This is a genomic window from Cryptosporangium japonicum (genome assembly GCF_039524755.1).
Classification (GTDB): Bacteria; Actinomycetota; Actinomycetes; order Mycobacteriales; family Cryptosporangiaceae; genus Cryptosporangium; species Cryptosporangium japonicum.
The window spans coordinates 176,496-196,688 of record NZ_BAAAGX010000004.1 but is presented as its reverse complement, the minus strand read 5'-3'; the positions used below and the strand labels follow the sequence as shown (position 1 = coordinate 196,688).

Here is a 20,193-nt window from a genome sequence, read left to right as displayed (position 1 = left end):
GCCCCCCCCCGGCGGCCGGCCGCCGCGGTGCGCCGGGGCGTCGTCCACAACACGAAGCAGTTGCCGGACGGTCGCTGGACCTGGCGTTACGACCGCTCCGACCCCGACGTCGCCGACTCGACGGCGCTGCTCTGGGACGACCTGGCCACGTTGACGATGCCGACGATGCTCGTGCGGGGCGGGGAGTCGGCGTTCGTCACCGACGCCGACGTGCGCGAGGCGCGGCGGCGGTTGCCGACGCTGCGGGTCGCGGTGGTGGAGGGCGCGGGGCACGCGGTGCAGAGCGACCGTCCGGTGGTAATGGCGTCGCTGATCGCGGACTTCGTCCGGTAGCGTGCCGCGCATGGACACCAGTGTCGCCTCGATGAGGCTCCGCATCCGCCGCTGACGGCGGCGCCCTGCGTTGACGCTCCGCCGTCCCGGTCCTCTGCCGGGCGGCCGATTCCGTGCTGCCCGGCTCGATTCCGAGCTGCGGAGCCTTCCCATGTCTGTCCTGTCCGTGGGCGAACGCGCCCATCTGCGTGCTGACGCCGTCACCGTCACCCTCGGTGCCCGTACCGTCCTGAGCGACGTGTCGGTCACCGTCTCCCCCCGTTCCCGGCTCGCGATCGTCGGGGAGAACGGGCGGGGAAAGACCACCCTGCTGCACGTGCTCGCCGGGGTGCGCGCGCCCGACTCCGGCGTCGTGCACCGGGCCGGCACGGTCGGGCTGGCCCGCCAGGCCCTCGAGAGCCGGTCCGGCGAGACCGTCGGCACGCTCGTCGACGAGGCGGTCGCGCCGTCCCGGGACGCCCTGCGCGCGCTCGACGAGGCCACCGCGGCGTTGGCGTCCGGCGTGGACGGCTCGGCCGAGCGGTACGCCGTCGCGCTGGACACCGCCACCCGCCTGGACGCGTGGGACGCCGACCGCCGGGTGGACGTCGCGCTGGGGGCGTTGAACGCGTGCCCGGACCGTTCCCGCGACCTGACCACGCTCTCGGTGGGGCAGCGCTACCGCGTGCGTCTCGCCTGCCTGCTCGGCGCCCACCACGACACGCTGCTGCTGGACGAACCGAGCAACCACCTCGACGCCGACGGCCTCACCTTCCTCACCGACCGGCTGCGCGGCCACTCCGGCGGGGTCGCGCTGGTCAGCCACGACCGCACGCTGCTGCGCGACGTCGCGACCGGTTTCCTGGACCTGGACCCGAGCGCCGACGGCCGGCCGCGCCGGTACGTGGGGGGCTATCCGGCCTGGACGGAGGGGCGCCGCCGGGACCGGGAGCGCTGGGTGCAGGAGTACCAGGAGCAGCAGGACGAGCACCGGCGGCTCACGGTCGCGGTGGAGCAGGCCCGGGACCGGCTGGCCACCGGCTGGCGGCCGCCGAAGGGCACCGGGAAGCACCAGCGCCAGTCGCGGGCACCGGGGGTGGTGCAGGCGCTCAACCGGGAGCGGGCGGCGCTGGACGCGCACCGGCTGACCGTGCCGGAGCCGGAGCCGGTGCCGCGCTGGCCCGCGCTGCCGTCGCGGCGGGGCACCACGCTCGTGCGCGCGTCCGGCGTGGGCGTGGCCGGGCGGCTGGCGCCGACCTCCGTGGTGCTCGACGCCGGCGACCGGCTGCTGGTCACCGGCGCGAACGGCACCGGCAAGTCGACGCTGCTCGCGGTGCTCGCCGGTGCGCTGGCGCCGGACACCGGCTCGGTGACGCGGGCCGCCGGTGCGCGGATCGCCCGGCTGACCCAGGAGGTCCCGGAGTGGCCGGCCGACCTGACCGCCGCCGAGCTCTACGACCGGCACGTCCGTGAGCTGGGCGCCCGTGAAGTGACGTCGCTCGCGGACGGTGGCCTGCTGGACCACCGGGCGCGACGTACCGCGGTGGGGCGGTTGTCGCTGGGGCAGCAGCGGCGGCTGGACCTGGCGCTGCGGCTGGCCGAGCGGCCCGAGCTGGTCCTGCTCGACGAGCCGACCAACCACCTCTCGCCGCTGCTGGTCGACGAACTGACCGCGGCGCTGCGGTCGACAGCGGCCGCGGTCGTCGTCGCGACCCACGACCGGCAACTGCTCACCGACCTCGCGGATTGGCCCCGCCTCCCCCTGGCCTGACAGAAGCAAACGACGTACGGTTCTGTCATGACGAGAATCGAGAACTCCATCGCACTGGTCACCGGCGGTCAGCGCGGGCTCGGCCGGGCGTTCGTCGACGAGCTGCTGGCCGCCGGCGCGGCGAAGGTCTACGCGACCGCACGCCACCCCGAGAAGTCCGACGACCCGCGCGTCGTCCCGCTGCGGCTCGACGTCGCCGACCCCGCCTCGGTCGCGGCACTGGCCGAGCAGGTCGGCGACGTCACGATCGTCGTGAACAACGCGGGCACCACCGTGCGCACCTCGCTGCTCGACGCCACGCTCGACGAGCTCAACGAGGTGTTCGCGACGAACGTCTACGGCGTCGTCGGGGTCACCCAGGCGGTCGCGCCGATCCTGGCGCGCAACGGCGGGGGCGCGCTGGTGAACATCGCGTCGGTGCTCTCCTGGGTGGCCGGCGCGAGCGTGTACGGCGCGTCGAAGGCCGCGCTGTGGTCGGTGAGCAACTCGCTGCGCGTCGAACTGGCCGCCCAGGGCACGCAGGTCGTGGGGGTGCATCTCGGCTACACCGACACCGACATGACCCGCGCGCTCGACGTGGAGAAGAACGATCCGCGCCAGGTCGCGCGGGACACGATCGCGGCGGTCGGGCGGGGCGAGACCGAGGTGCTCGCCGACGACGTGAGCCGGGCGGTGAAGGCCGCCCTGTCCGGGCCGGTCGAGGGCCTGGCGTTCGGGCGCTGAGGCCAGGGTGGATCGCATGTGGCCGGCGACGGAGCGGTTCGGGCTGCGCACCGCTCCCTCGCGCCTCGCACTCGTCCAGGACCTCCTGAACACCGACGCACCGGCCGGCCGGGCCGACCCCGACGACCTGCTGGCCGACGCCGCCGGCGCCACCCGCTGGGCCGCCGGCGCCCTCGGCGGACCGGTGCTGACCGACGACGACGCGTCGCACCTGCGCGCGTTCCGCGAGTCCCTGCGCGCCGCGGTCCGCTCCCCCGGGGCCACCGTCCCCGGCGTCCGGGTGGCGGTCGAGGCGGCGCTCTCGGGCGACGGGACGGTCACGGTGCAGCCGGCCGGGGACGGCTGGCGGTACGTGGTGGGCGCGGTGCTGCTGGCCGCCGACGAGGCCCGGCTCACCGGCGAGTGGCACCGGCTCAAGGTGTGCCGCAACGACGCCTGCGGCACGGCCTTCTACGACCGGTCACGCAACTCCAGCGCGGTCTGGCACGACGCGGCACGCTGCGGCAACGCGCCGAACCTCCGCGCGTCACGCGCCCGGCGCCGAGATTCCTGAGCCGCGCGCTCCACAGATCGGGCTCTCACCGCGTAGAGAAGGAGACGGCGGGACGAGAGGGGCCGAAGTGCCTGTGGGGTTCGACGACTACGTGACCGCACGCGGCCGGGCGCTGCTGCGGTTCACCTACCTGTTGACCGGCGACCACCACCTCGCCGAGGACGTGCTCCAGGAGGCACTGGCCAAAGTGCACGGACGCTGGTCCCGGCTGCGCGACGACGAGGACCCGAACGCGTACGTCCGCACCGCGATCCTGCGTCAGTACCTGTCCTGGCGGCGGCGCCGCTCGTCCGGAGAGACGCCGTCCGAGCTCACCCTCGACGCTCCCGGCGGACCCGACTACGCCGAGGCCGTCGCCCAGCGCGACGCGCTCTGGCACGCCCTGTCCGGCCTGCCCCGCCAGCAGCGGGCCGCGGTCGTCCTGCGCTTCTACGAGGACCTGGACGACGACGAGATCAGCCGGCTCCTGCACTGCTCGGTGGCCACCGTACGCAGTCACATCAGTCGCGGCCTGGCCCGGCTCCGCGCCGAGCTCCACCCCGTGGGAGGCGAAGTCCGATGAACGAGGTCGACCAGGCCGTGCGGTGGATGCTCACCGAGAAGGCGGGCACCGTCCCCGAGCCCGTGCGGTTGCTCACCGGTGTCCACGCGAAGGTCCGCCGCCGTCGTACGCGTCGCCGGGCCGTGGTGGGCGCGCTCGCCGCGATCGTGCTCCTCGCCGCGGGCACCGTGGCGTGGTCCACCGAACGCCAGGATCGCCTGGTGCCGGCGGCCCGCCCGAGCGCGGACCCGGAGTCCGCCCCGCCGTCGCCGGTGACACCCGGGTGGATACCGGCGGGCTTCCCCGCCCCTCGGCTCGCGCTCGACAACCGGAGCAGCTGGATGTTCGCCACGTCCAAGGCGGGCGAATCCGGTCCCTGGCTCGTGATCCGGGTCAGCCGCGACCGGCTGGTCCCGACGGTGGGGGGCGGGACGTACACCTCGGCCGAGGTGGGCGACGACCGGGCGGACCGGTACGACGAGTCGAAGGATCGGGTGCCCTACCGGGAGTTGACCTACCAGCGCGGGTCCGGACCGTGGATCCAGATCTCGGTCGGCAACGGCCCGCCCGGGGCGCCGCTCGGCATCACCGAGGACGACCTCGTCGCGGTCGGTCGCGGCCTCGTCGACGAGGAGAGGCCGCTCCCCGACGTGCTCCGCTTCGCCACCGCTCCGCCGGGGCTGGTGATGGACGGCGTCTTCACCGGGTGGGACAACCTCCACCTCCCCTACTACAGCTTCGGCGACCCGGCCGGACCCCGGAAACACTTCCTTCCGTACGCCGGCGGTTTCGGCCCCGGCGGCCCGATCCGGATCGAGGCACGGGCACCGGACCAGACCGAGTACCCCAGCCCCGGTGTCACCGTCGAGAAGAGCCGGTTCCGCGCCGGGCGCTGGTCCGTGACCAGGTACGACGTGCCCGGCCACCACGACGGCACCCTCTACGTGGCGCCGATCGGCCCCGATCGGGCCCTCTACATCGGGGTCGACCACCCGTTCGCGCTCTCCGACGACGAGATGGCCACGTTCATCAGCGGCATCAGCACGGGCGCGGAGTTCCGGTGCTGTCACGACCGGTGAGTCAGTGGCCGCGGAACGCCTCCGCGAGCCACCACGAACCACCGTCGTCGGCGATCTTCGCGTCGAGCAGGAGCGCGGAGCGCCGGTCCCAGGTGTCGAGCACACGCAGGTCCTCGAGGGTCCGCACGGTGGCGCCCTGCAGCCCGTACCCGCGGGCGACCGCGGCGATGTCGGTGTCCGGGAACGTCACCGCCGACAGGTCGGCGCCGGCGCCGAAGTGATGGATCTCGGCGCCGTACGCGGCGTCGTCGTACACCACGATCAGCAGCGGCAGCCCGAGGCGGGCCACGGTGTCGAGTTCGGCGGCGGCCATCAGCAGGCCGCCGTCGCCGGTGCCGAGCACGGTCAGCCGGTCGGGGCGGGCCAGCGCGGCACCCACCGCGGTGGCCAGCCCCAGCCCGATCGACTGGAACGCCTGGGTGAAGCAGAACCCGGCCTCGTCCGGCACGCCCAGCAGCGCCGCCGGGTAGCCCATGAAGTTGCCCGAGTCGACGGCCACCGTGCGTTCGGACGGCAGCAGACGGTCCAGCGCGGCCGTGAGCGCGCGCGGGTCGATCCGGTCGGTCGTCGAGAGGTCGAACGGCCCCCACCCGGGCCCACCAGCCAGCAGGCCGGGGCGGCGGTAGCCCTCGCGCCGCTCCAGCCGGGGCAGCAGGCACGCGGCCGTCTCGCCCACGTCACCGTGCACACCCAGGTCGATCGGGCGGTTCGCGCCGAGCGCGTCGAGGTCGTCGTCGACCTGGACCAGGCGGGTGTCCTCGCCGATCAACCGGCCGTGACGCAGCGTCCACATGGTGAACGAGCAGCCCCAGCCGACCAGCAGGTCCGCGCCCCGGATCAGCTCCGCGGCGCGCGGAGCGGAGAACCCGCCGGAGACCCCGAGGTCGAACGGGTCGCCGGTGAACAGTCCCTTCGCGACCGCGGACGTGGCGACCAGCGCACCGGCACGGGCCGCGAGCTCACGCAGCACCGGGCCGTGCCCGCGGGCACCCCGTCCGCCGACGAACACCGGGCGGTGCGCCGCGGCGATCGCGGCGGCCAGCGCCTCCACCGCGGCCTCCCCCGGCCGCACCGGCACCGGCGTGGCCACGTCCGGCACGTCGCCGAGTTCGGCGGCCTGCGGCTGGACGTCCAGCGGGAGGTTGAGCACGACCGTCCGCCGGCCGTCGCGGGCGGTGCGCCAGGCCCGGACCACGTCGGCGACGACGGTCGACGCGCCGTACACCCGCTCGGGCACCGCCCCGACGCTCCGCACGAGCGCGTCCTGGTCGATGCGGAAGTTCGAGCGCACCGCCGACGCCGCCGAGTCCGCGGTGAGCACGAGCAACGGCGTGCGTGACTTCGCGGCCTCGGCGATGCCGGTCATCGCGTTCGTGAGCCCGCAGCCCTGGTGCAGCGACAGCACCCCGGGCACGCCGGACGTGCGGGCGTACGCGTCGGCCATCGTGGCGGCGCCACCCTCGTGGCGGGTCGCGACGAACTCGACCCCGGCGTCGCGCAGCGCGTTGGTGACGTGGAAGTTGCCGCTGCCGACGACGCCGAACGCGTACCGCGCGCCGAGCCGAGCGACGAGCGACCCGACGACGTCGGCAACGATCATCGCTCGACCAGCGCGAACACCCGGCTCGGCGAGCCCGTGCCACCCACGATCGGCAGCGGGCTCACGACCAGCACGGCCCCGGTGGCGGGGAGCCGGTCGAGGTTGCGCAGCTGGGTGAGCCCGTACGTGCCGGCCTGGAGCAGGAAGTGGTGCGCCGGGAACGGCGGCTCGAACCCGCCGGCCGCGCCCGCGTCGATGCCGACGGTCTCGACGCCGAACCCGGCGATCGTGCGCTCGGACGCCAGCCACCGCGCCGCCGCCGCGGACGGGCCCGGCGTGTGCGGGCCGTTCTCGTCGGCGTTGGCGAACGCGACCGCGTCGTCCTGGCGGGCGCTCCAGCCGGTCCGGACCAGCAGCCACGCCCCGTCGGGCACCCGGCCGTGGTCGGCTTCCCAGGCGAGCACGTGCTCGGGTTCGAGCAGGAAGTCGGGGTCCTCGGCGACCCGGGCCCGCACGTCGACCACCACGACCGGACCGACGAGCTTCGACGGCGGGATCACGTCGACGGTCTCGCCGTCGCGCGCGGTGATCCAGTGCGCCGGAGCGTCGAGGTGGGTGCCGGTGTGCTCGCCGGTGTGGATGTTGTTCCACTTCCAGGCCGGCCCGGCGTCGTCGAACGCGCTGACCGCCTCCAGGCTCAGCGGAATCGTGTTCGCGAACGGCGGCGGCAGCTGCAGCACCGGCGTCGACGGGCCGAGCGGCGCGGTCAGGTCCACGACCTCGACGTCAGCGGATTCCAACGCGGCGACTAAAGCCGACAGAACAGACACAGGGCCCTCCCGGGGACGATCAGTCGACCTTATGGTGCTCCCACGCCCAGGCGGCCACTTCCACGCGATTACGCAACCCCAGCTTCGTCTGGATGCCGGAGACGTGGCTCTTCACCGTGCTCAGCGAGATGAACAGCTGCGCGGCGATCTCCCGGTTCGTGCGGCCGCGGGCGACCGCGCGGACCACCTCGAGTTCCCGGTCGGAGAGCGGACGCGCCGGGGTGCGCGCCGGGACCCGGTCGCGCAGGGTGCGCAGCAGCCGCACCGTGACCGACGGCGACACCAGCGCGTCACCGGCGTGCGCGGCCCGCACCGCCTCCACCAGCAGCGCCGGACCGGCGTCCTTGAGCAGGAACCCCACCGCGCCCGACCGCAGCGCACCGAACACGTACTCGTCGGTGTCGAACGTCGTCACGACGACCACGCGCAGCGGATCGGCGACGTCCGGTCCGGCCAGCGCCCTGGTCACGGCCAGACCGTCGAGGCGCGGCATCCGCACGTCGACGAGGCAGACGTCCGGCCGCAGCTCCCGGGCCAGCGCGACCGCCTCCGCACCGTCCGCGGCCTCGGCCACGACCCGGATGTCGGCCTGGTCCTCCAGGATCAGCCGCAACCCTCCGCGCACCATCGCCTGGTCGTCGGCCACCAGCACCCGGATCGTCACAGCGGAATCGTCGCCCGCACCGACCACCCGCCGGCGTCCCGCGGGCCCGCACGGAGCACGCCCCCCAGCGACTCCACCCGCTCACGCATCCCCACCAGCCCGTAGCCCTCGCGCGCGGGCCGCGACGACACCGCCGGCGCGTCGTCGGTCACGTCGACCACCAGCCGCGGCCCGTCCGCGGCCACCGACACCGACACCGACCCCGCGTCGGGCGCGTGCCGGGACACGTTCGTCAGCGCCTCCTGCACCACCCGGTACACCGTGCCGCGCACCTCGGCCGGCCACTCCCCGGTCGCGACGTCCCGCCGCAGCCGGGGCCCGCGCCACCGGTCCAGCAGATCGTCCAGCTCCTCCGGCGCGGCGGCCTGGCCGGCGTCGCCGGGAGTACGCAGCACCCCGACGAGCCGGCGCATCGCCGCCAGCGCGTCGGTCCCGGAGGCCTCGATCCCGGCCAGCGCACCCCGCACCGACGCGGGCGGCGCGGACCGCAACTGCGCGGCCTGCGCCTGCACGACGATGCCGGTGACGTGGTGCGCGACGACGTCGTGCAGCTCGCGGGCCAGCTCGAGCCGCTCCTGCCGGCGCACCGCCTCCCGGGCGGCGCGGCGCCGCACGTCGAGCGCGCGCAGCCCGAGCCCGACCCCCACCGCGGCCACCCAGCCGACCGCGCCGAGCACCGGCACGGTCGCGGTTCCCCCGGCCCCCAGACCGACGGCGACGACCACCAGCCCCGCCACCGGGACGCCCACCTCGACGTGGCGTGCCGCCGTCGCCACCACCACCCCCAGCGCCAGCACCGTCGCCGGACCCGGTTCCCGGGGTAACCCCGCCACCGCGGCGACGACGATCGCCGCGCCGGCCAGCCCGAACAGCGGGTACCGCAGCCCGGCCGCCGCGCCGCCGACCGCCAGCACCCCGACGACCGCGCCGAACACCCAGTACGAGCCACCCCAGCTGACCCGGATCGCCCCGGCCGTGACCACCACGGCGAGAGCGCCGGCGAGCACGAGCGAGGTTCTCTTCACGAGAAGCAGGCTACGAGCACACCGCGCCCCGCGAACCGGTCAAAAGTACGACCGGCGCCCGTCGGTCTGGGCTTGTTATTTTGACGAGGGAGGGCCGGCGGCGCCGAGGGCGACGTCGGCCAGCGCGTCGATCTGGGCCGGGTCCTCGCCGTAGCAGTAGAGGACGAGCTCGTCGGCGCCGAACTCGCGGTAGGCGGCCACCGTGTCGGCGATCTCGGCGGGATCGCTGAGCGGCGCGCCCCAGTCGTCGCGGCCGGTGAACGCGTAGTAGTCGGCGATCGCCCGGCGCGCGTGCTCGACGGACGGCGCGGCGGCCACGTTGATCTGACACACCAGCCGGGGCCTCCCCTCCCGCCCGGCGGACGCCCACTGTTCACGCACGGTCTCGACCGGTCCGCCCGCCCACCGCAGCGGTGCGGCGCAGAGGAAACCGTCGCCGTGGACGGCCACCCGGCGCAGCGCGGCGGGCGCGAACGCTCCGATCAGGACCGGCGGGGCGGTGATCCGCGGGCCGACGTGCGCACCCCGGTACGGCTTCCCGCGCCAGATCGCGCGCAGGTCGGTGAGCTGGGCGTCGAGGAGCGCTCCGCGCCGGCCGAGCGGCGTTCCGGCGGCCGCGTGGTCGTCCTCGCGTCCGCCGACCCCGATGCCGAGGACGAACCGTCCGCCGGACATCCGCTGGAGGGTGGCGACCTGCTTGGCCAGGAGCGCGGTGGAGCGCAGCGGCCCGAGCAGCACCTCGGTCTGCAGGCGGATCCGGGTGGTGGCGCCGGCCAGCACCGACAGCGCGACCAGCGGTTCGGGGTTGTCGTAGGCGAGCCGGTCGAGCAACGCCAGCGTGTGGAAGCCGGCGGACTCCGCCCGGGTGGCCCACTCGGTCAGGCGGGCGGGGTTGCTGATCGGCAAGCCGAGGCCGATGTCCATGGAGGTCTCCGAAAATGGGCAGCGAACAGGGACCGTCGCCACCTCCTCCCCGGCACCGCGGGGTCGTTCGTCCTCTGCGACATGGTTCGCGGACGACCGATTCGGAGTTCCACCGGGAATGCTACGCGTGGGGCGCCACTGGTTTCCGCAGCGCGAGGGCGTAGCGGGGGCGGTCGGTGGTGAACGCCCACAGACGGGGTTCGTCGTGCGCCCACTGGATCAGCCGGGGGGTGTTCACCGTCCAGGCGAGCACACGCAGCCCGCGCTGGTGCGCCCAGCGCAGCAACCCGGCCCGCGCCAGGTGGTGGTTCACCGCCAGCATCGTCGGTGAGCACCGCGCGATCCGGCCGCCGGGGAAGAGCTCGGCGAGCACCGAGCGCAGCGGCGGCACCCGGCCCAGCGACAACGCGACCGACAGGTGCGGCATCGCGGTGCGCAGCACCCGCACGCTCTCGTCCTCGAGCGTGGTCAGGAAGAATCCGTCGCTGCCGAGGTGGTGTTCGCACAGCCGCGCGATCGCGACCTCGTCCCCGGTCTCCTTCAGGTCGACGTGGGCACGCGTGCGGCTCCCGGCGATCACCTCGAGCGCGGCGCGCAGGCTCGGCGGGTGCTCGCCCCGCCCGCGGAACGCGTCGTGGCCGACGACGAACGACCCGTCCGGCGCCCGGCGGACGTCGAACTCCACCAGGTCGACGCCGAGCCGCACCGCGGCCTGGATGGCCGCCACGCTGTTCGGGCGGTGGATCCCCTCCGGGCCTCCGCGGTGCGCGGAGATCAACGGCCGGTCGTGGTCAGCCACCGCACACCTCCGGAACGCCGCGGGAGCCCCACGGTAGGAGCCCTGGATGTACACGAGCGCCCCGCCGGGGTGGCGCGGAGCCGAACGTTGTTTTGCCGGGTGCGGACCGGGAACGTCTCGGGCATGAGTTCACTGGATGACGCCAAGGAGTTCGTCGCTCGGCACGAGAAGGAGATCGACGAGGCCACGGGCAAGGCCGGCGGGCTCCCCGAGGAGGAGCCGATGAGCCACGAGCCGGTCGAGCCGGCCGACGGGGGCTCACCCGAGCCCCCGGAGAGCTGAACCACGGGTGAGCCGCTGAGCCGGACACGGCTAGGCCGTGTCCGGTAAGTCTCGCTCGCAGCGAGGCACCGCTCAGGCGTCGTCAGGCAAGGCGGAGGTCTTTCCCGATACCGCTGTTGTATCGGGGAAGGCCTCCAACGCGGCCTGGCGGCGGCTGAGCGGAGCCGCAGCCGAGCACGGACTTGCCGGACGCGGCCTAGGTGTGGGCCGCGTCGTGGATCTCGCCTACGAGCTCCTCGAGCATGTCCTCCAGGGCCACCAGCGCGACCCCGTCCTCCAGCTCCACCTGCGCGAGGTGCGCGCCGCTGTGGCGTAGCGCGGCGATGCCCTCGCGCAGCGTCGCGTCCGGGTCGACGGTCGGCAGCGGGCGCACGATGTCGTCCGGGATCGGCGCGGTGTAGGGCACGCCCTCGGTGACGGTGTCGATGACGACGTCCTTGAGGTGCAGGTAGCCCACCGGCGTCCCGGCGCCCGACACCACCGGGAACCGCGAGAACCCGGTGCGGGCGGCGGCGTCCTCGACGTCCTCCAGCGTCGCCGAGCGGGGCACGGTCACCAGCGAGGCCAGCGGCAGCGCGACCCGTCGTACGGTCCGCTCGTCGAGCGTCAGCGCCCGGGTGAGCAGCGTGTGCTCGGCCGGTTCGAGCAGCCCGGCCCGGCGCGACTCGGTGATCAGGTCGGCCACCTCGTCCCGGGTGAACGCGCTGCTGACCTCGTCCTTGGGCTGGATTTGGACCAGCCGCAGGATCAGGTTGGCCACGGCGTTGAGCACGAAGATCACCGGCTTGAGCGCGGTGACGACCGCGACGAGCGGCGGCGCGAGGAGCATCGCCGACCGGTCCGGGCCGGCCAGCGCGATGTTCTTCGGCACCATCTCGCCGACCACGACGTGCAGGCCGACGACGAGCGCCAGCGCCAGCGCGAACGCGATCGGGTGGAGCAGGTCGTCGGGCACGCCGGCGGCGGCGAACGGACGCTCGAGCAGGTGCGCGACGGCCGGCTCGCCGATCGCGCCGAGCGCGAGCGTGCAGATCGTGATGCCCAGCTGGGCGCCGGCCATCATCAGCGAGACGTTCTCCATCGCCCGCAGCGTCGTCTTCGCGGCGCGTGACCCGGCGAGCGCGCGCGGCTCGATCGTGGTGCGGCGCGCGGAGATCAGCGCGAACTCCGCACCGACGAAGAACGCGTTCGCGAGCAGCAGGAACACGGTGAGTGCCACGCCGGCCCAGTCGCTCATCGCGTGCTCCCCTCGGCCGGAGCGGCGATCGCCAGCACGCGGTCCACGCGCCGCCCGTCGAGCCGGTCGACCTCGAGCCGGAAACGCACGGGTTCGGCGTCCACGTCGGCCGGGGTGGAGACGACGAGCACCTCGTCGCCCAGGCGGGGCAGCCGGCCCAGCCGGACCGTGACGTACCCGCCGAGCGTGTCGTACTCGGGCCCATCCGGCACCGGCACCCCGGTGCCTTCGCGGATCTCGTCCGGCCGCAGCAGGCCGCTCAGCATCCAGCCGCCACCGGGGCGGCGGCGCAGGCCGGCCGGTTGCGACCGGTCGTGTTCGTCGGCCACCTCGCCGACGATCTCCTCGATCAGGTCCTCGAGCGTGACGATGCCCTCGGTGCCGCCGAACTCGTCGACCACCACCGCGAGCTGCAGTCCTTCGCGACGCAGCTGGGGCAGCAGGTCGTCGGCGGGTACCGAGCCGGGGATGAACACCGGGGCCTGCATCGCCGAGCGGATCGGCACCGAGGCCCGCGCGTCGCGCGCGACGCCCACCGCGTGTTTGGCGTGCACGAGCCCGACGATGTCGTCGATGTCCTCGCCGACGACCGGGAACCGCGAGTGCCCGGTGCGCCCGGTCGCGGTCAGCACCGTGTGCACCGGGTCGTCGGCGTTCACCACGGTGAGGCGGCTGCGCGGCGTCATGACGTCGGCCGCGGTCAGCCGGCCGAGCCCGAGCGTGCGGCCGAGCAACTCCGCGGTCTCGCCGGGCAACGTGCCCAGCTGCGCCGAGCGACGCATCAGCGACACCAGCTCCTCCGGCGCCCGGGCCGAGGACAGCTCCTCCTGCGGCTCGATGCCGAAGCGCCGCAGGATGCCGTTCGCGATGCCGTTCAGCAGCCGGATCAGCGGCAGCGTGGCGCGGGTGAAGCCGCGCTGCAGCGGGGCGACGGCGATCGCGGTGCCCAGCGGCTTGGAGATCGCGATGTTCTTCGGGACGAGTTCGCCGAACAACATCGTGATCAGGGTCGAGAGCGTCAGGGCGAGCGCTACCGCCACGCCGGTCACGGCCGCGTCACCGAGGCCCAGCGCCCCCAGCGGTCCTTCCAGCAGCGACGCGATCGACGGCTCGGCGAGGAAACCGATCGCGAGGTTCGTGATCGTGATGCCCACCTGGGCACCGGACAACTGGGTCGAGAGGGTTCGCAGCGCCGCGTCCACACCGTGGGCTCCGGCCCGCTCCACCGCCCCGCGGTCCACCGTCACGAACGCGAATTCCGCGGCGACGAATACCCCGCACGCCGCGACCAGCACCAATCCCAGCAGCACCAATAGCCACTCGACCATGCTTTGTTCTTCTCCAGAACCCCGGTAGATGACACAAGGACCGGCCACGGGGCGGTGACCGATCCTTGCGCTCTCTAACGACGAACTCAGGCCGAGAGTCCCCGGAAGACGAGGTCGACCGTGGTGCTGATCGCCACATCCAGCGGAAGCCCGCCGAGCAGCCCCCGGGCCGCCAGCGTCGCGACGCCGTGCACCTGCGCCGCCGCCACGATCGCCAGCGTGTACGGATCCCCCTCGCGGACCTCGCCGGCGCGCTGACCGGCCGCGATCAGGTCGACGGCGACGAGCGTTCCGCGCGCGGCGGCCGCACCGAGCTCCTCGGTGGCGTCGGGATGGTGCTTGGTGCCGAGCATGAGCGCGAGCAACGGTTCGTGGTCGACCGCGAACCCGACGTACGTGCGGGTCATCGCGTCCAGCCGCTCCCGGAACGGGCGGCCGGGGGTGTCCCCGCTCTCCACCCGGTCGGCCAGCCGGGTGAACCCCTCGACCGCCAGCGCGTCGAGCAGCGCCTGCTTGTCGCGGAAGTGGTGGGCCGGCGCGGCGTGGGAAACGCCCAGGTCGCGGGCGAGGCTACGGAGCGAGATGCCGTCGGCGCCGACCGTGCCCAGCGCGGTCTCGGCCGCCGCGAGCAGGTCGTCACGGAGGTTTCCATGGTGATACGCCACGGCCCCACTCTAGCCAAATCTTGTCATTGACAAGAATCCTGACACTGCCTAGTTTGAGGGCCATGGATTTCCGCAACCAGACCGCCCTGATCACCGGCGCCTCGGCCGGCATCGGCGCCGAGTTCGCCCGCCGCCTCGCGTCCCGGGGCGCGAACCTCGTGCTGGTCGCCCGCCGCCGCGACCGCCTCGACGAGCTGGCCGCCGAGCTGCGGTCCGCGCACGGCGTCGCCGTCGAGGTCGTGCCGTTCGACCTCGCCCGCCCCGACGCCGGGCGCGCCCTGCGCCGGATCGTCACCCAGCCGGTCCACGTGGTGGTGAACAACGCGGGCTTCGGCAACTACGGCCCGTTCGTCGCCGAGGACCCCGACCGCCTCGCCGCGATGATCCAGGTGAACATCGCCGCGCTCACCGACGTCAGCCACGCGTTCCTGCCCGCGATGATCGAGGCCGGCGAGGGCACGCTGCTCAACATCGCCAGCGTCGCCGCGTACGCCCCCACGCCCTCGATGCCCGTGTACGGCGCCACGAAGGCGTACGTCCTGAACTTCACCGAGGCGCTGGCCTACCAGCTGCGCACCACGAAGATCCGGGTGCTCGTCTACTCCCCGGGCGCCACCGAGTCGGAGTTCTTCGACGTCGTCGGCACCCGCGACGCCGGCGGCGGCCGGTGGCAGACCCCGGCCCAGGTCGTGACCGGGGCGCTGCGGGCGCTGGACGGCCGGTCCCCGAGCGCGGTCGCGAGCTTCCCCAACCGCGCGATGGTCTCGATCGCCCGGCTGCTCCCCCGCCGCTGGAGCCTGAACCTGGGCGGCCGCCTCACCTACCGCGACGCCGCCTAGGCACCGTCTGCCCGGCCCGCCGGGCGGCGATCACCGTCGCGGTTCGCGCGACCTCGGCGTTGATGCATGCCCTCCCCGAACGGGGGTGACGGCCGTCGGCGGGATTGCCCAGGGTCGCGGGCACTCACGACCGAAAAGTACCGGCACGCCCGTGACCTGCTCCTGCGGCACCGCACCGACTACCACCGGGCGGTCGCGGAGTTCACCTGGCCGGCCTTCGACGGCCCGTTCAACTGGGCGATCGACTGGTTCGACGCGTTCGCGCGCGGCAACGACCGCACCGCGCTCTGGATCGTCGAGGAGGACGGCACCGAGAACCGGTACTCGTTCGACGAGATGGTCACCCGCTCCGACCGGCTCGCGGACCTGCTGGCCGCGGCCGGGGCGACCGGGTGCTCCTCATGCTCTCCAACCAGGTCGAGCTCTGGGAGTCCGTGCTCGCGATCACCGAGCTCGGCGCCGTGATCATGCCGACCACCACCGCGCTCGGCCCCGCCGACCTGCGCGACCGCATCGAGCGCGGCCGGGCCGCCTACGTCATCGCGAACGCCGCCGACACCGCGAAGTTCGACGACGTCCCCGGCGGCTACGGCCGGCTCGCGGTCGGCAGCGCGGACGGCTGGCGGTTTTACGCCGACGTGGCCGGCTTCCCCGGCACCCGCCGCGAGTCCGTCACCACCGCCGACGACACGCTGCTCGTCTATTTCACCTCGGGTACCACGAGCCGCCCGAAACTCGTCGAGCACAACCAGGTGAGCTACCCGGTCGGTCACCTCTCGACGATGTACTGGATCGGGCTGCGGCCCGGCGACGTGCACTCGCCGGGCTGGGCGAAACACGCCTGGAGCAGGTCCGGGACCGGTGGGGCCTGACGATCCGGGACGGGTTCGGGCAGACCGAGACGTCCGTGCAGGTCGCGAACACCCCCAGGCAGGACGTGCGCCCCGGCTCGATGGGGCGGCCGCTGCCGGGGGTGCCGGTCGTGCTCGTCGATCCGGTGACCGGCACACCGTCGGACGAGGAGGGTGAGCTGTGCCTGGACCTCGCCGCCCGGCCGGTGAACCTGATGGTGGGCTACACCGACGACCCGGCGCGGCACGCCGAGGCCATGGCCGGCGGCTACTGCCACACCGGCGACGTGGCGACCCGGGACGCCGACGGGTACATCACCTACGTCGGGCGCACCGACGACGTGTTCAAGGCCAGCGACTACAAGATCAGCCCGTTCGAGCTGGAGAGCGTGCTGCTCGAGCACCCGGCGGTCGTCGAGGCCGCGATCGTGCCGGCGCCCGACCCGATCCGCCTCGCGGTGCCGAAGGCGTTCGTCGTGCTCGCGGCCGGGTGGGAGCCGACCGCGGCGACGGCGGAGGCGATCCTGACCTACGCCCGCGAGCACCTGGCCCGGTTCCAGCGGGTGCGCCGGATCGAGTTCGCCGACCTGCCGAAGACGATCTCCGGCAAGATCCGCCGCGTCGAGCTGCGCACGCTCGAACAGCAGCGCTTCGCGGCCTCGACCCCCGACGTCCCCGAGTACCGCGACGACGCGCTGCGCTCTTAGAGCAACGCCGCGCGCAGGCGGGCGACGGCTTCGGGCGGCAGGCCGTGGGACGTCAGGTACCGCTCGGCGTCGCCGATGCGGGCCAGCGTCGCGCGGATCAGCTCGGGCGGGCAGGCGAGCATCTCGGTGAGCATCGCGTCGGTGTGCTCACCGGGAGGCATCGTCGCGCGGATCTTGTCGACGAAACCCGTGGAGAGGTTCCGCGCGGTCGCCGCGTAGTCGGCCTCGATGTCCGCGACGCCCACGCCGAGCAGCGCGTGCACGAGCGCGATGACCACGCCGGTGCGGTCCTTGCCCCCCGTGCAGTGCACCACGGCGGGCAACGAGCCGGGCTCGGCGAGCGCCGCGACCACCGCGGCGAGCGCGTCACCGCACTCGTCGACCAGAAGGGCGTAGGCGTCCGCGAGCGAGCGCGGACGCTCCTGTGCGGCGGCCCCGGCGAACGCCGGCAGGTGCCGGTAGGTGACCGGCAGGTCGCCCAGCGCGTCCGGTGCCACCTCGACCTCGGCGTCCTCACGCAGGTCGATCACCGTGCGGACGCCCAGCGCGGCGAGCTGCGCCCGGCCCTCGTCGTCGAGGCCGGCCAGCCCGTCGGCGCGGATGAGCAGCCCGCGACGCACCGATCCGCCGTCGGCGGTGGCGTATCCGCCGGCGTCCCGGACGTTGTAGGTACCCGGCACCGGCAGAGCGCGCGTGGTCGCGGCGGTCATCGTGATCCCCTCCGATCGGAACGCTGCCCAACGTACCGGCGCCGGCTCACGGCCTCCGCCGATCCGGTGAACGGCAGATGAAGAGTCGCTGGCTACGATCGGATCGGACACTGTGTACGGAGGGGGACATATGACCGGCGTAGTAGTCGTGACCGGGGCCGCCGGAGCGCTCGGGCGGGCCGTGCTCGCCGACCTCACCGGCCGGGGCACCACGGTCGTCGCGCTGGACCGGACCGGCGCGGCGCTGGACGCGCTCCCGGACGTGCACCCGGACGTGCACCCGATCGCGGTGGACCTCGCCGACCGGGCGTCGGTGCTGGCCGCGTGGGAGCGGGTCGACGAGATCGGGATGCCGACCGGGCTGGTCGCGCTGGCCGGTGGCTTCGCGCCGGGCCGCCTCGCCGACCTGGACGAGGACACGTTCACCGGCCTCTGGGAGGGCAACGTGTCGACGCTGCTGTGGAGCGCGCAGCAGGCCGCGTCCCGGATGCCGCGGGGTTCCTCGATCGTCACCGTCGGGTCGAAGACGGCGGTGGCCGGCAAGGCGCCGGTGGGGCACGCCGCCAGCAAGGCCGCGGTGGTGCGGGTCACCGAGCTGCTCGCCGACGAGTTGCGCCCGGCCGGGATCCGGGTCAACTCGGTGCTGCCGTCCGTGCTCGACACCCCGGCCAACCGCAGCTGGCTGTCACCGGAGTCCGCCGCCAAGGCCGTGCCCACCGCGGCCGTGGCGAAGGTCATCGCGTTCCTGCTCAGCGACGACGCGGCCCCGGTCAGCGGCGCCCGCATCCCGGTCTACGGCGATTCCTAGGAACGGCGGCAGTACACGTCGCCGCTGTTGGCCTCGTGGGGCAGCCCGGCGAGGTGCGCGCCGATCTCCTCGGCCGACGTCCAGGCCGGGAAGTCGAAGTCCATGGCGTCACCCAGCGCGACGTTGAACCGGGTGAACCCGAGCGCGACCGCCCGGTCCAGGCACTGCTGGGCCACGGCCCGCTCGATCGTCGTGAACTCGAACGACAACGCGGGCACGGCGGCGGAGAGCCCCGCGAGCACCGCGTACTCGTAGCCTTCGACGTCGATCTTCACGAACGCGGGCTCGCCGTGTTCCGCGATAAGCTCGTCGAGCGTCACGGTCGGCACCGAGATCTCCGTGTCCCAGACCTGGCCGTGCCACCCGTTCGCCCCGAACGCGGCCTCGACGAAGTCCTTCGACACCGTGGAGACCGTCGGGTTCGCGGTGTTGACGTAGAACGTCACGTTTCCCGGCTCGGCGCCGACCGCGGCCTCGACCACCCGCACCGCCGGGTCGTCGGCGAAGATCTCGGTCAGCGCCCGGCCGCACAGCGGTTGCGGCTCGAGCGCCACCACCCTGGCGCCGAGCCGCCGGTAGCTCGCCACCCGGTCGCCGACGTGGGCGCCCACGTCGAACACCAGGTCGCCCGGGCGCACGAACCGGGCGTGGAACGCGTCCATCGCCGCGTCGCGGACGTCGTTGCCCCAGTAGAAGTCGAGGGACTGGTGGATCGACGCGACGGCCGGGTTCGCGCGAAGCGAGGAAACGACGGCGCTCCTGGAGCTCATACCTATTGATACGCGCGTAGAACGTCGCCGGGTTCAGGTCGCCACAAATACTCCGCCCAGAGCAGTCACCCGCCCCCGGCAGCCGTCACCATCAGTCGCTGAAAACACACGCACCGAGAGGCGCCGCATGGCCGACATCCCCGGCGATCCCGATTCCCGGGGTCAGCTCCGACGCCGACTCGTCCGGCTCGCGCCGATCGTGTTCGCCACCGCGTGCCTGACCTGGTTCCTGCTTATCAAGGGCAAGCTGGGGGTCGATTACGCCGCGGTGCTCGCGATCCCGATCGGCATCGCGAGCCTCGTCGCGACGGTGCTGAGCCCGAACGGGACCGAGCCCATCCGGTTGAACGGCATCCGGCTGGACAAGCGGGTCCGCCGGCTGGGGGTCGCGCTGTTCGTGGTGGCCGCCCTGGCCTCCACCGCGGCGACCTACGCGATCCAGCGGGAGCAGAACCCCGCCGACTACCTGGCCGGCACCGTGCGCATCGGATACGTGAAGCTGGCCGGCCGGGGCTGGAGCACGACCGACCCGACCGGTCGCCAGATCGGCCTCGAAGCCGAGCTGGCGACCGCCCTGATCCGGCGGTTCCCCCGGATCGAACGCTTCGAGTGGGTCGCGCTGGACACCCTCGGCGACCGCATCGACGCGCTGCGCGGCGAGTGGGGCGACGGCCACGCACCGGTGCACCTGGTCATGTCGCAGTTCGCGATCACCGTCCAGCGCCAGCAGAAGATCGACTTCGCCGGGCCGTACTTCGTCGACACACAGGGCATGCTGGCCCGCACGAGCGTCACGCACTGGCAGCAGGTCCGACCCGGCACCGTCTGCGCGCCCGTCGGTTCCAGCGGCGCGCGCACGCTCGAGGTGCAGGACTGGAAACCGAGGCTCGCGAAGTCGACGTCGAAGTGCTTCGCCGATCTCACCGCCGGGCAGGTCGAGGCCGTCTCGACCGGCTCGACGATCCTGCGCGGCTTCCTCGCCGACTACCCGGAGCTCCGGTCGACGTACCACGTCCTTCCGATCACTGGCGCGACCGAACGGGTCGGGATCGGTGTCCCCAACGACCGGCCGCGCCTGTGCGCCGCGCTGAACGAGGCCGTCGCGGACTTCCTGGACACGAGTTGGGAGCAGGCGTTCGCCACCCACCTGGCGCCGCTGGGGGCACGCTCCGCCGACCACCGACCGGCCACGACGATGGCGTGCGAACCGCCGGGAACCTGGTTCAAGGACTGAG

Annotated in this window: 21 protein-coding genes and 1 pseudogene; 11 read left to right on the top strand and 11 right to left on the bottom strand. The window is 73.7% G+C overall.

Features of this window, described 5'->3' with window-relative positions; genetic code table 11:
• The 6 genes from ABD437_RS04015 to ABD437_RS03990 form a co-directional block, all read left to right on the top strand.
• Positions 1-333 (top strand): alpha/beta fold hydrolase (locus tag ABD437_RS04015; protein WP_425558082.1); only part of this gene is annotated, 333 nt, incomplete at its 5' end.
• Between the two features lie 151 nt (positions 334-484).
• Positions 485-2,083: an ATP-binding cassette domain-containing protein gene (locus ABD437_RS04010; RefSeq protein ID WP_344647368.1), complete on the top strand. Its 1,599-nt coding sequence runs from the start codon at positions 485-487 to the stop codon at positions 2,081-2,083.
• A gap of 27 nt (positions 2,084-2,110) precedes the next feature.
• A complete protein-coding gene (locus ABD437_RS04005) occupies positions 2,111-2,806 on the top strand; it encodes an SDR family oxidoreductase (RefSeq protein ID WP_344647367.1) in 696 nt (231 codons plus the stop codon).
• Positions 2,807-2,822: 16 nt separating this feature from the next.
• The gene (locus tag ABD437_RS04000) at positions 2,823-3,359 is read left to right on the top strand and encodes a CGNR zinc finger domain-containing protein (protein ID WP_344647366.1); all 537 of its coding nucleotides are present in this window, start codon (positions 2,823-2,825) and stop codon (positions 3,357-3,359) included.
• A 67-nt stretch (positions 3,360-3,426) separates the two neighbouring features.
• Positions 3,427-3,921: a SigE family RNA polymerase sigma factor gene (locus ABD437_RS03995; protein WP_344647365.1), complete on the top strand. Its 495-nt coding sequence runs from the start codon at positions 3,427-3,429 to the stop codon at positions 3,919-3,921.
• Positions 3,918-4,979 carry a hypothetical protein gene (locus ABD437_RS03990; RefSeq protein ID WP_344647364.1) on the top strand — a complete coding sequence of 354 codons (1,062 nt, stop codon included), beginning with the start codon at positions 3,918-3,920 and terminating at the stop codon, positions 4,977-4,979. Before ABD437_RS03995 ends, ABD437_RS03990 begins: the two co-directional genes overlap by 4 nt.
• A gap of 1 nt (position 4,980) precedes the next feature.
• Here ABD437_RS03990 and ABD437_RS03985 read toward each other — a convergent pair whose 3' ends face one another.
• The 6 genes from ABD437_RS03985 to ABD437_RS03960 form a co-directional block, all read right to left on the bottom strand.
• Positions 4,981-6,579, bottom strand: coding sequence for a thiamine pyrophosphate-binding protein (locus ABD437_RS03985; protein ID WP_344647363.1), 1,599 nt, complete (start codon positions 6,577-6,579; stop codon positions 4,981-4,983).
• The gene (locus ABD437_RS03980) at positions 6,576-7,349 is read right to left on the bottom strand and encodes a cyclase family protein (protein WP_344647362.1); all 774 of its coding nucleotides are present in this window, start codon (positions 7,347-7,349) and stop codon (positions 6,576-6,578) included. The genes ABD437_RS03985 and ABD437_RS03980 overlap by 4 nt, the downstream gene beginning before the upstream one ends.
• A gap of 19 nt (positions 7,350-7,368) precedes the next feature.
• The gene (locus tag ABD437_RS03975; protein ID WP_344647361.1) at positions 7,369-8,013 is read right to left on the bottom strand and encodes a response regulator; all 645 of its coding nucleotides are present in this window, start codon (positions 8,011-8,013) and stop codon (positions 7,369-7,371) included.
• A complete protein-coding gene (locus ABD437_RS03970) occupies positions 8,010-9,038 on the bottom strand; it encodes a sensor histidine kinase (protein WP_344647360.1) in 1,029 nt (342 codons plus the stop codon). The genes ABD437_RS03975 and ABD437_RS03970 overlap by 4 nt, the downstream gene beginning before the upstream one ends.
• Before the next feature lie 75 nt (positions 9,039-9,113).
• Entirely contained in the window at positions 9,114-9,962 is an 849-nt protein-coding gene (locus ABD437_RS03965) for an LLM class flavin-dependent oxidoreductase (RefSeq protein WP_344647359.1), read from the bottom strand.
• Between the two features lie 121 nt (positions 9,963-10,083).
• Positions 10,084-10,761 (bottom strand): glycerophosphodiester phosphodiesterase, encoded by a 678-nt coding sequence (locus ABD437_RS03960; RefSeq protein WP_344647358.1) that lies wholly within the window; start codon positions 10,759-10,761, stop codon positions 10,084-10,086.
• Between the two features lie 123 nt (positions 10,762-10,884).
• On the opposite strand from ABD437_RS03960, the gene ABD437_RS03955 reads away from it, so the two are divergent.
• Positions 10,885-11,043: a hypothetical protein gene (locus tag ABD437_RS03955; RefSeq protein WP_344647357.1), complete on the top strand. Its 159-nt coding sequence runs from the start codon at positions 10,885-10,887 to the stop codon at positions 11,041-11,043.
• Between the two features lie 196 nt (positions 11,044-11,239).
• On the opposite strand, the gene ABD437_RS03950 is transcribed toward ABD437_RS03955, so the two are convergent.
• The 3 genes from ABD437_RS03950 to ABD437_RS03940 form a co-directional block, all read right to left on the bottom strand.
• Positions 11,240-12,280, bottom strand: a complete 1,041-nt coding sequence (locus tag ABD437_RS03950) for a hemolysin family protein (RefSeq protein WP_344647356.1) — start codon at positions 12,278-12,280, stop codon at positions 11,240-11,242.
• Positions 12,277-13,608: a hemolysin family protein gene (locus ABD437_RS03945; protein WP_344647355.1), complete on the bottom strand. Its 1,332-nt coding sequence runs from the start codon at positions 13,606-13,608 to the stop codon at positions 12,277-12,279. The genes ABD437_RS03950 and ABD437_RS03945 overlap by 4 nt, the downstream gene beginning before the upstream one ends.
• A gap of 86 nt (positions 13,609-13,694) precedes the next feature.
• Positions 13,695-14,273, bottom strand: coding sequence for a TetR/AcrR family transcriptional regulator (locus ABD437_RS03940; protein ID WP_344647354.1), 579 nt, complete (start codon positions 14,271-14,273; stop codon positions 13,695-13,697).
• A gap of 62 nt (positions 14,274-14,335) precedes the next feature.
• Here ABD437_RS03940 and ABD437_RS03935 point away from each other — a divergent pair, with 62 nt between their 5' ends.
• Together ABD437_RS03935 and ABD437_RS03930 are read left to right on the top strand one after the other, a co-directional pair.
• Positions 14,336-15,112: an SDR family NAD(P)-dependent oxidoreductase gene (locus tag ABD437_RS03935; RefSeq protein ID WP_344647353.1), complete on the top strand. Its 777-nt coding sequence runs from the start codon at positions 14,336-14,338 to the stop codon at positions 15,110-15,112.
• Between the two features lie 66 nt (positions 15,113-15,178).
• Positions 15,179-16,670, top strand: a pseudogene (locus ABD437_RS03930) (AMP-binding protein).
• On the opposite strand, the gene ABD437_RS03925 reads toward ABD437_RS03930, so the two are convergent.
• Positions 16,667-17,380 (bottom strand): tyrosine-protein phosphatase, encoded by a 714-nt coding sequence (locus ABD437_RS03925; protein WP_344647352.1) that lies wholly within the window; start codon positions 17,378-17,380, stop codon positions 16,667-16,669. The pseudogene ABD437_RS03930 and the gene ABD437_RS03925 overlap by 4 nt on opposite strands.
• Before the next feature lie 130 nt (positions 17,381-17,510).
• On the opposite strand from ABD437_RS03925, the gene ABD437_RS03920 reads away from it, so the two are divergent.
• Positions 17,511-18,188 (top strand): SDR family NAD(P)-dependent oxidoreductase, encoded by a 678-nt coding sequence (locus ABD437_RS03920; RefSeq protein ID WP_344647351.1) that lies wholly within the window; start codon positions 17,511-17,513, stop codon positions 18,186-18,188.
• Here the strand turns inward: ABD437_RS03920 and ABD437_RS03915 are convergent.
• A complete protein-coding gene (locus tag ABD437_RS03915; protein ID WP_344647350.1) occupies positions 18,185-18,958 on the bottom strand; it encodes an FkbM family methyltransferase in 774 nt (257 codons plus the stop codon). The two genes, ABD437_RS03920 and ABD437_RS03915, sit on opposite strands and share 4 nt — an antisense overlap.
• A 127-nt stretch (positions 18,959-19,085) precedes the next feature.
• Here ABD437_RS03915 and ABD437_RS03910 point away from each other — a divergent pair, with 127 nt between their 5' ends.
• Positions 19,086-20,192 carry a transporter substrate-binding domain-containing protein gene (locus ABD437_RS03910; protein WP_344647349.1) on the top strand — a complete coding sequence of 369 codons (1,107 nt, stop codon included), beginning with the start codon at positions 19,086-19,088 and terminating at the stop codon, positions 20,190-20,192.
• Position 20,193 lies beyond the last annotated feature (1 nt).

What these genes read in the sequence shown, in the direction of transcription:
- ABD437_RS04010 (WP_344647368.1), top strand. Translation starts at nt 485, where the DNA reads ATGTCTGTCCTGTCCGTGGGCGAACGCGCCCATCTGCGTGCTGACGCC.
- ABD437_RS04005 (WP_344647367.1), top strand. Translation starts at nt 2,111, where the DNA reads ATGACGAGAATCGAGAACTCCATCGCACTGGTCACCGGCGGTCAGCGC.
- ABD437_RS04000 (WP_344647366.1), top strand. Translation starts at nt 2,823, where the DNA reads ATGTGGCCGGCGACGGAGCGGTTCGGGCTGCGCACCGCTCCCTCGCGC.
- ABD437_RS03990 (WP_344647364.1), top strand. Translation starts at nt 3,918, where the DNA reads ATGAACGAGGTCGACCAGGCCGTGCGGTGGATGCTCACCGAGAAGGCG.
- ABD437_RS03985 (WP_344647363.1), bottom strand. Translation starts at nt 6,579, where the DNA reads ATGATCGTTGCCGACGTCGTCGGGTCGCTCGTCGCTCGGCTCGGCGCG.
- ABD437_RS03965 (WP_344647359.1), bottom strand. Translation starts at nt 9,962, where the DNA reads ATGGACATCGGCCTCGGCTTGCCGATCAGCAACCCCGCCCGCCTGACC.
- ABD437_RS03955 (WP_344647357.1), top strand. Translation starts at nt 10,885, where the DNA reads ATGAGTTCACTGGATGACGCCAAGGAGTTCGTCGCTCGGCACGAGAAG.
- ABD437_RS03950 (WP_344647356.1), bottom strand. Translation starts at nt 12,280, where the DNA reads ATGAGCGACTGGGCCGGCGTGGCACTCACCGTGTTCCTGCTGCTCGCG.
- ABD437_RS03945 (WP_344647355.1), bottom strand. Translation starts at nt 13,608, where the DNA reads ATGGTCGAGTGGCTATTGGTGCTGCTGGGATTGGTGCTGGTCGCGGCG.
- ABD437_RS03935 (WP_344647353.1), top strand. Translation starts at nt 14,336, where the DNA reads ATGGATTTCCGCAACCAGACCGCCCTGATCACCGGCGCCTCGGCCGGC.
- ABD437_RS03925 (WP_344647352.1), bottom strand. Translation starts at nt 17,380, where the DNA reads ATGACCGCCGCGACCACGCGCGCTCTGCCGGTGCCGGGTACCTACAAC.
- ABD437_RS03920 (WP_344647351.1), top strand. Translation starts at nt 17,511, where the DNA reads ATGACCGGCGTAGTAGTCGTGACCGGGGCCGCCGGAGCGCTCGGGCGG.
- ABD437_RS03915 (WP_344647350.1), bottom strand. Translation starts at nt 18,958, where the DNA reads ATGAGCTCCAGGAGCGCCGTCGTTTCCTCGCTTCGCGCGAACCCGGCC.
- ABD437_RS03910 (WP_344647349.1), top strand. Translation starts at nt 19,086, where the DNA reads ATGGCCGACATCCCCGGCGATCCCGATTCCCGGGGTCAGCTCCGACGC.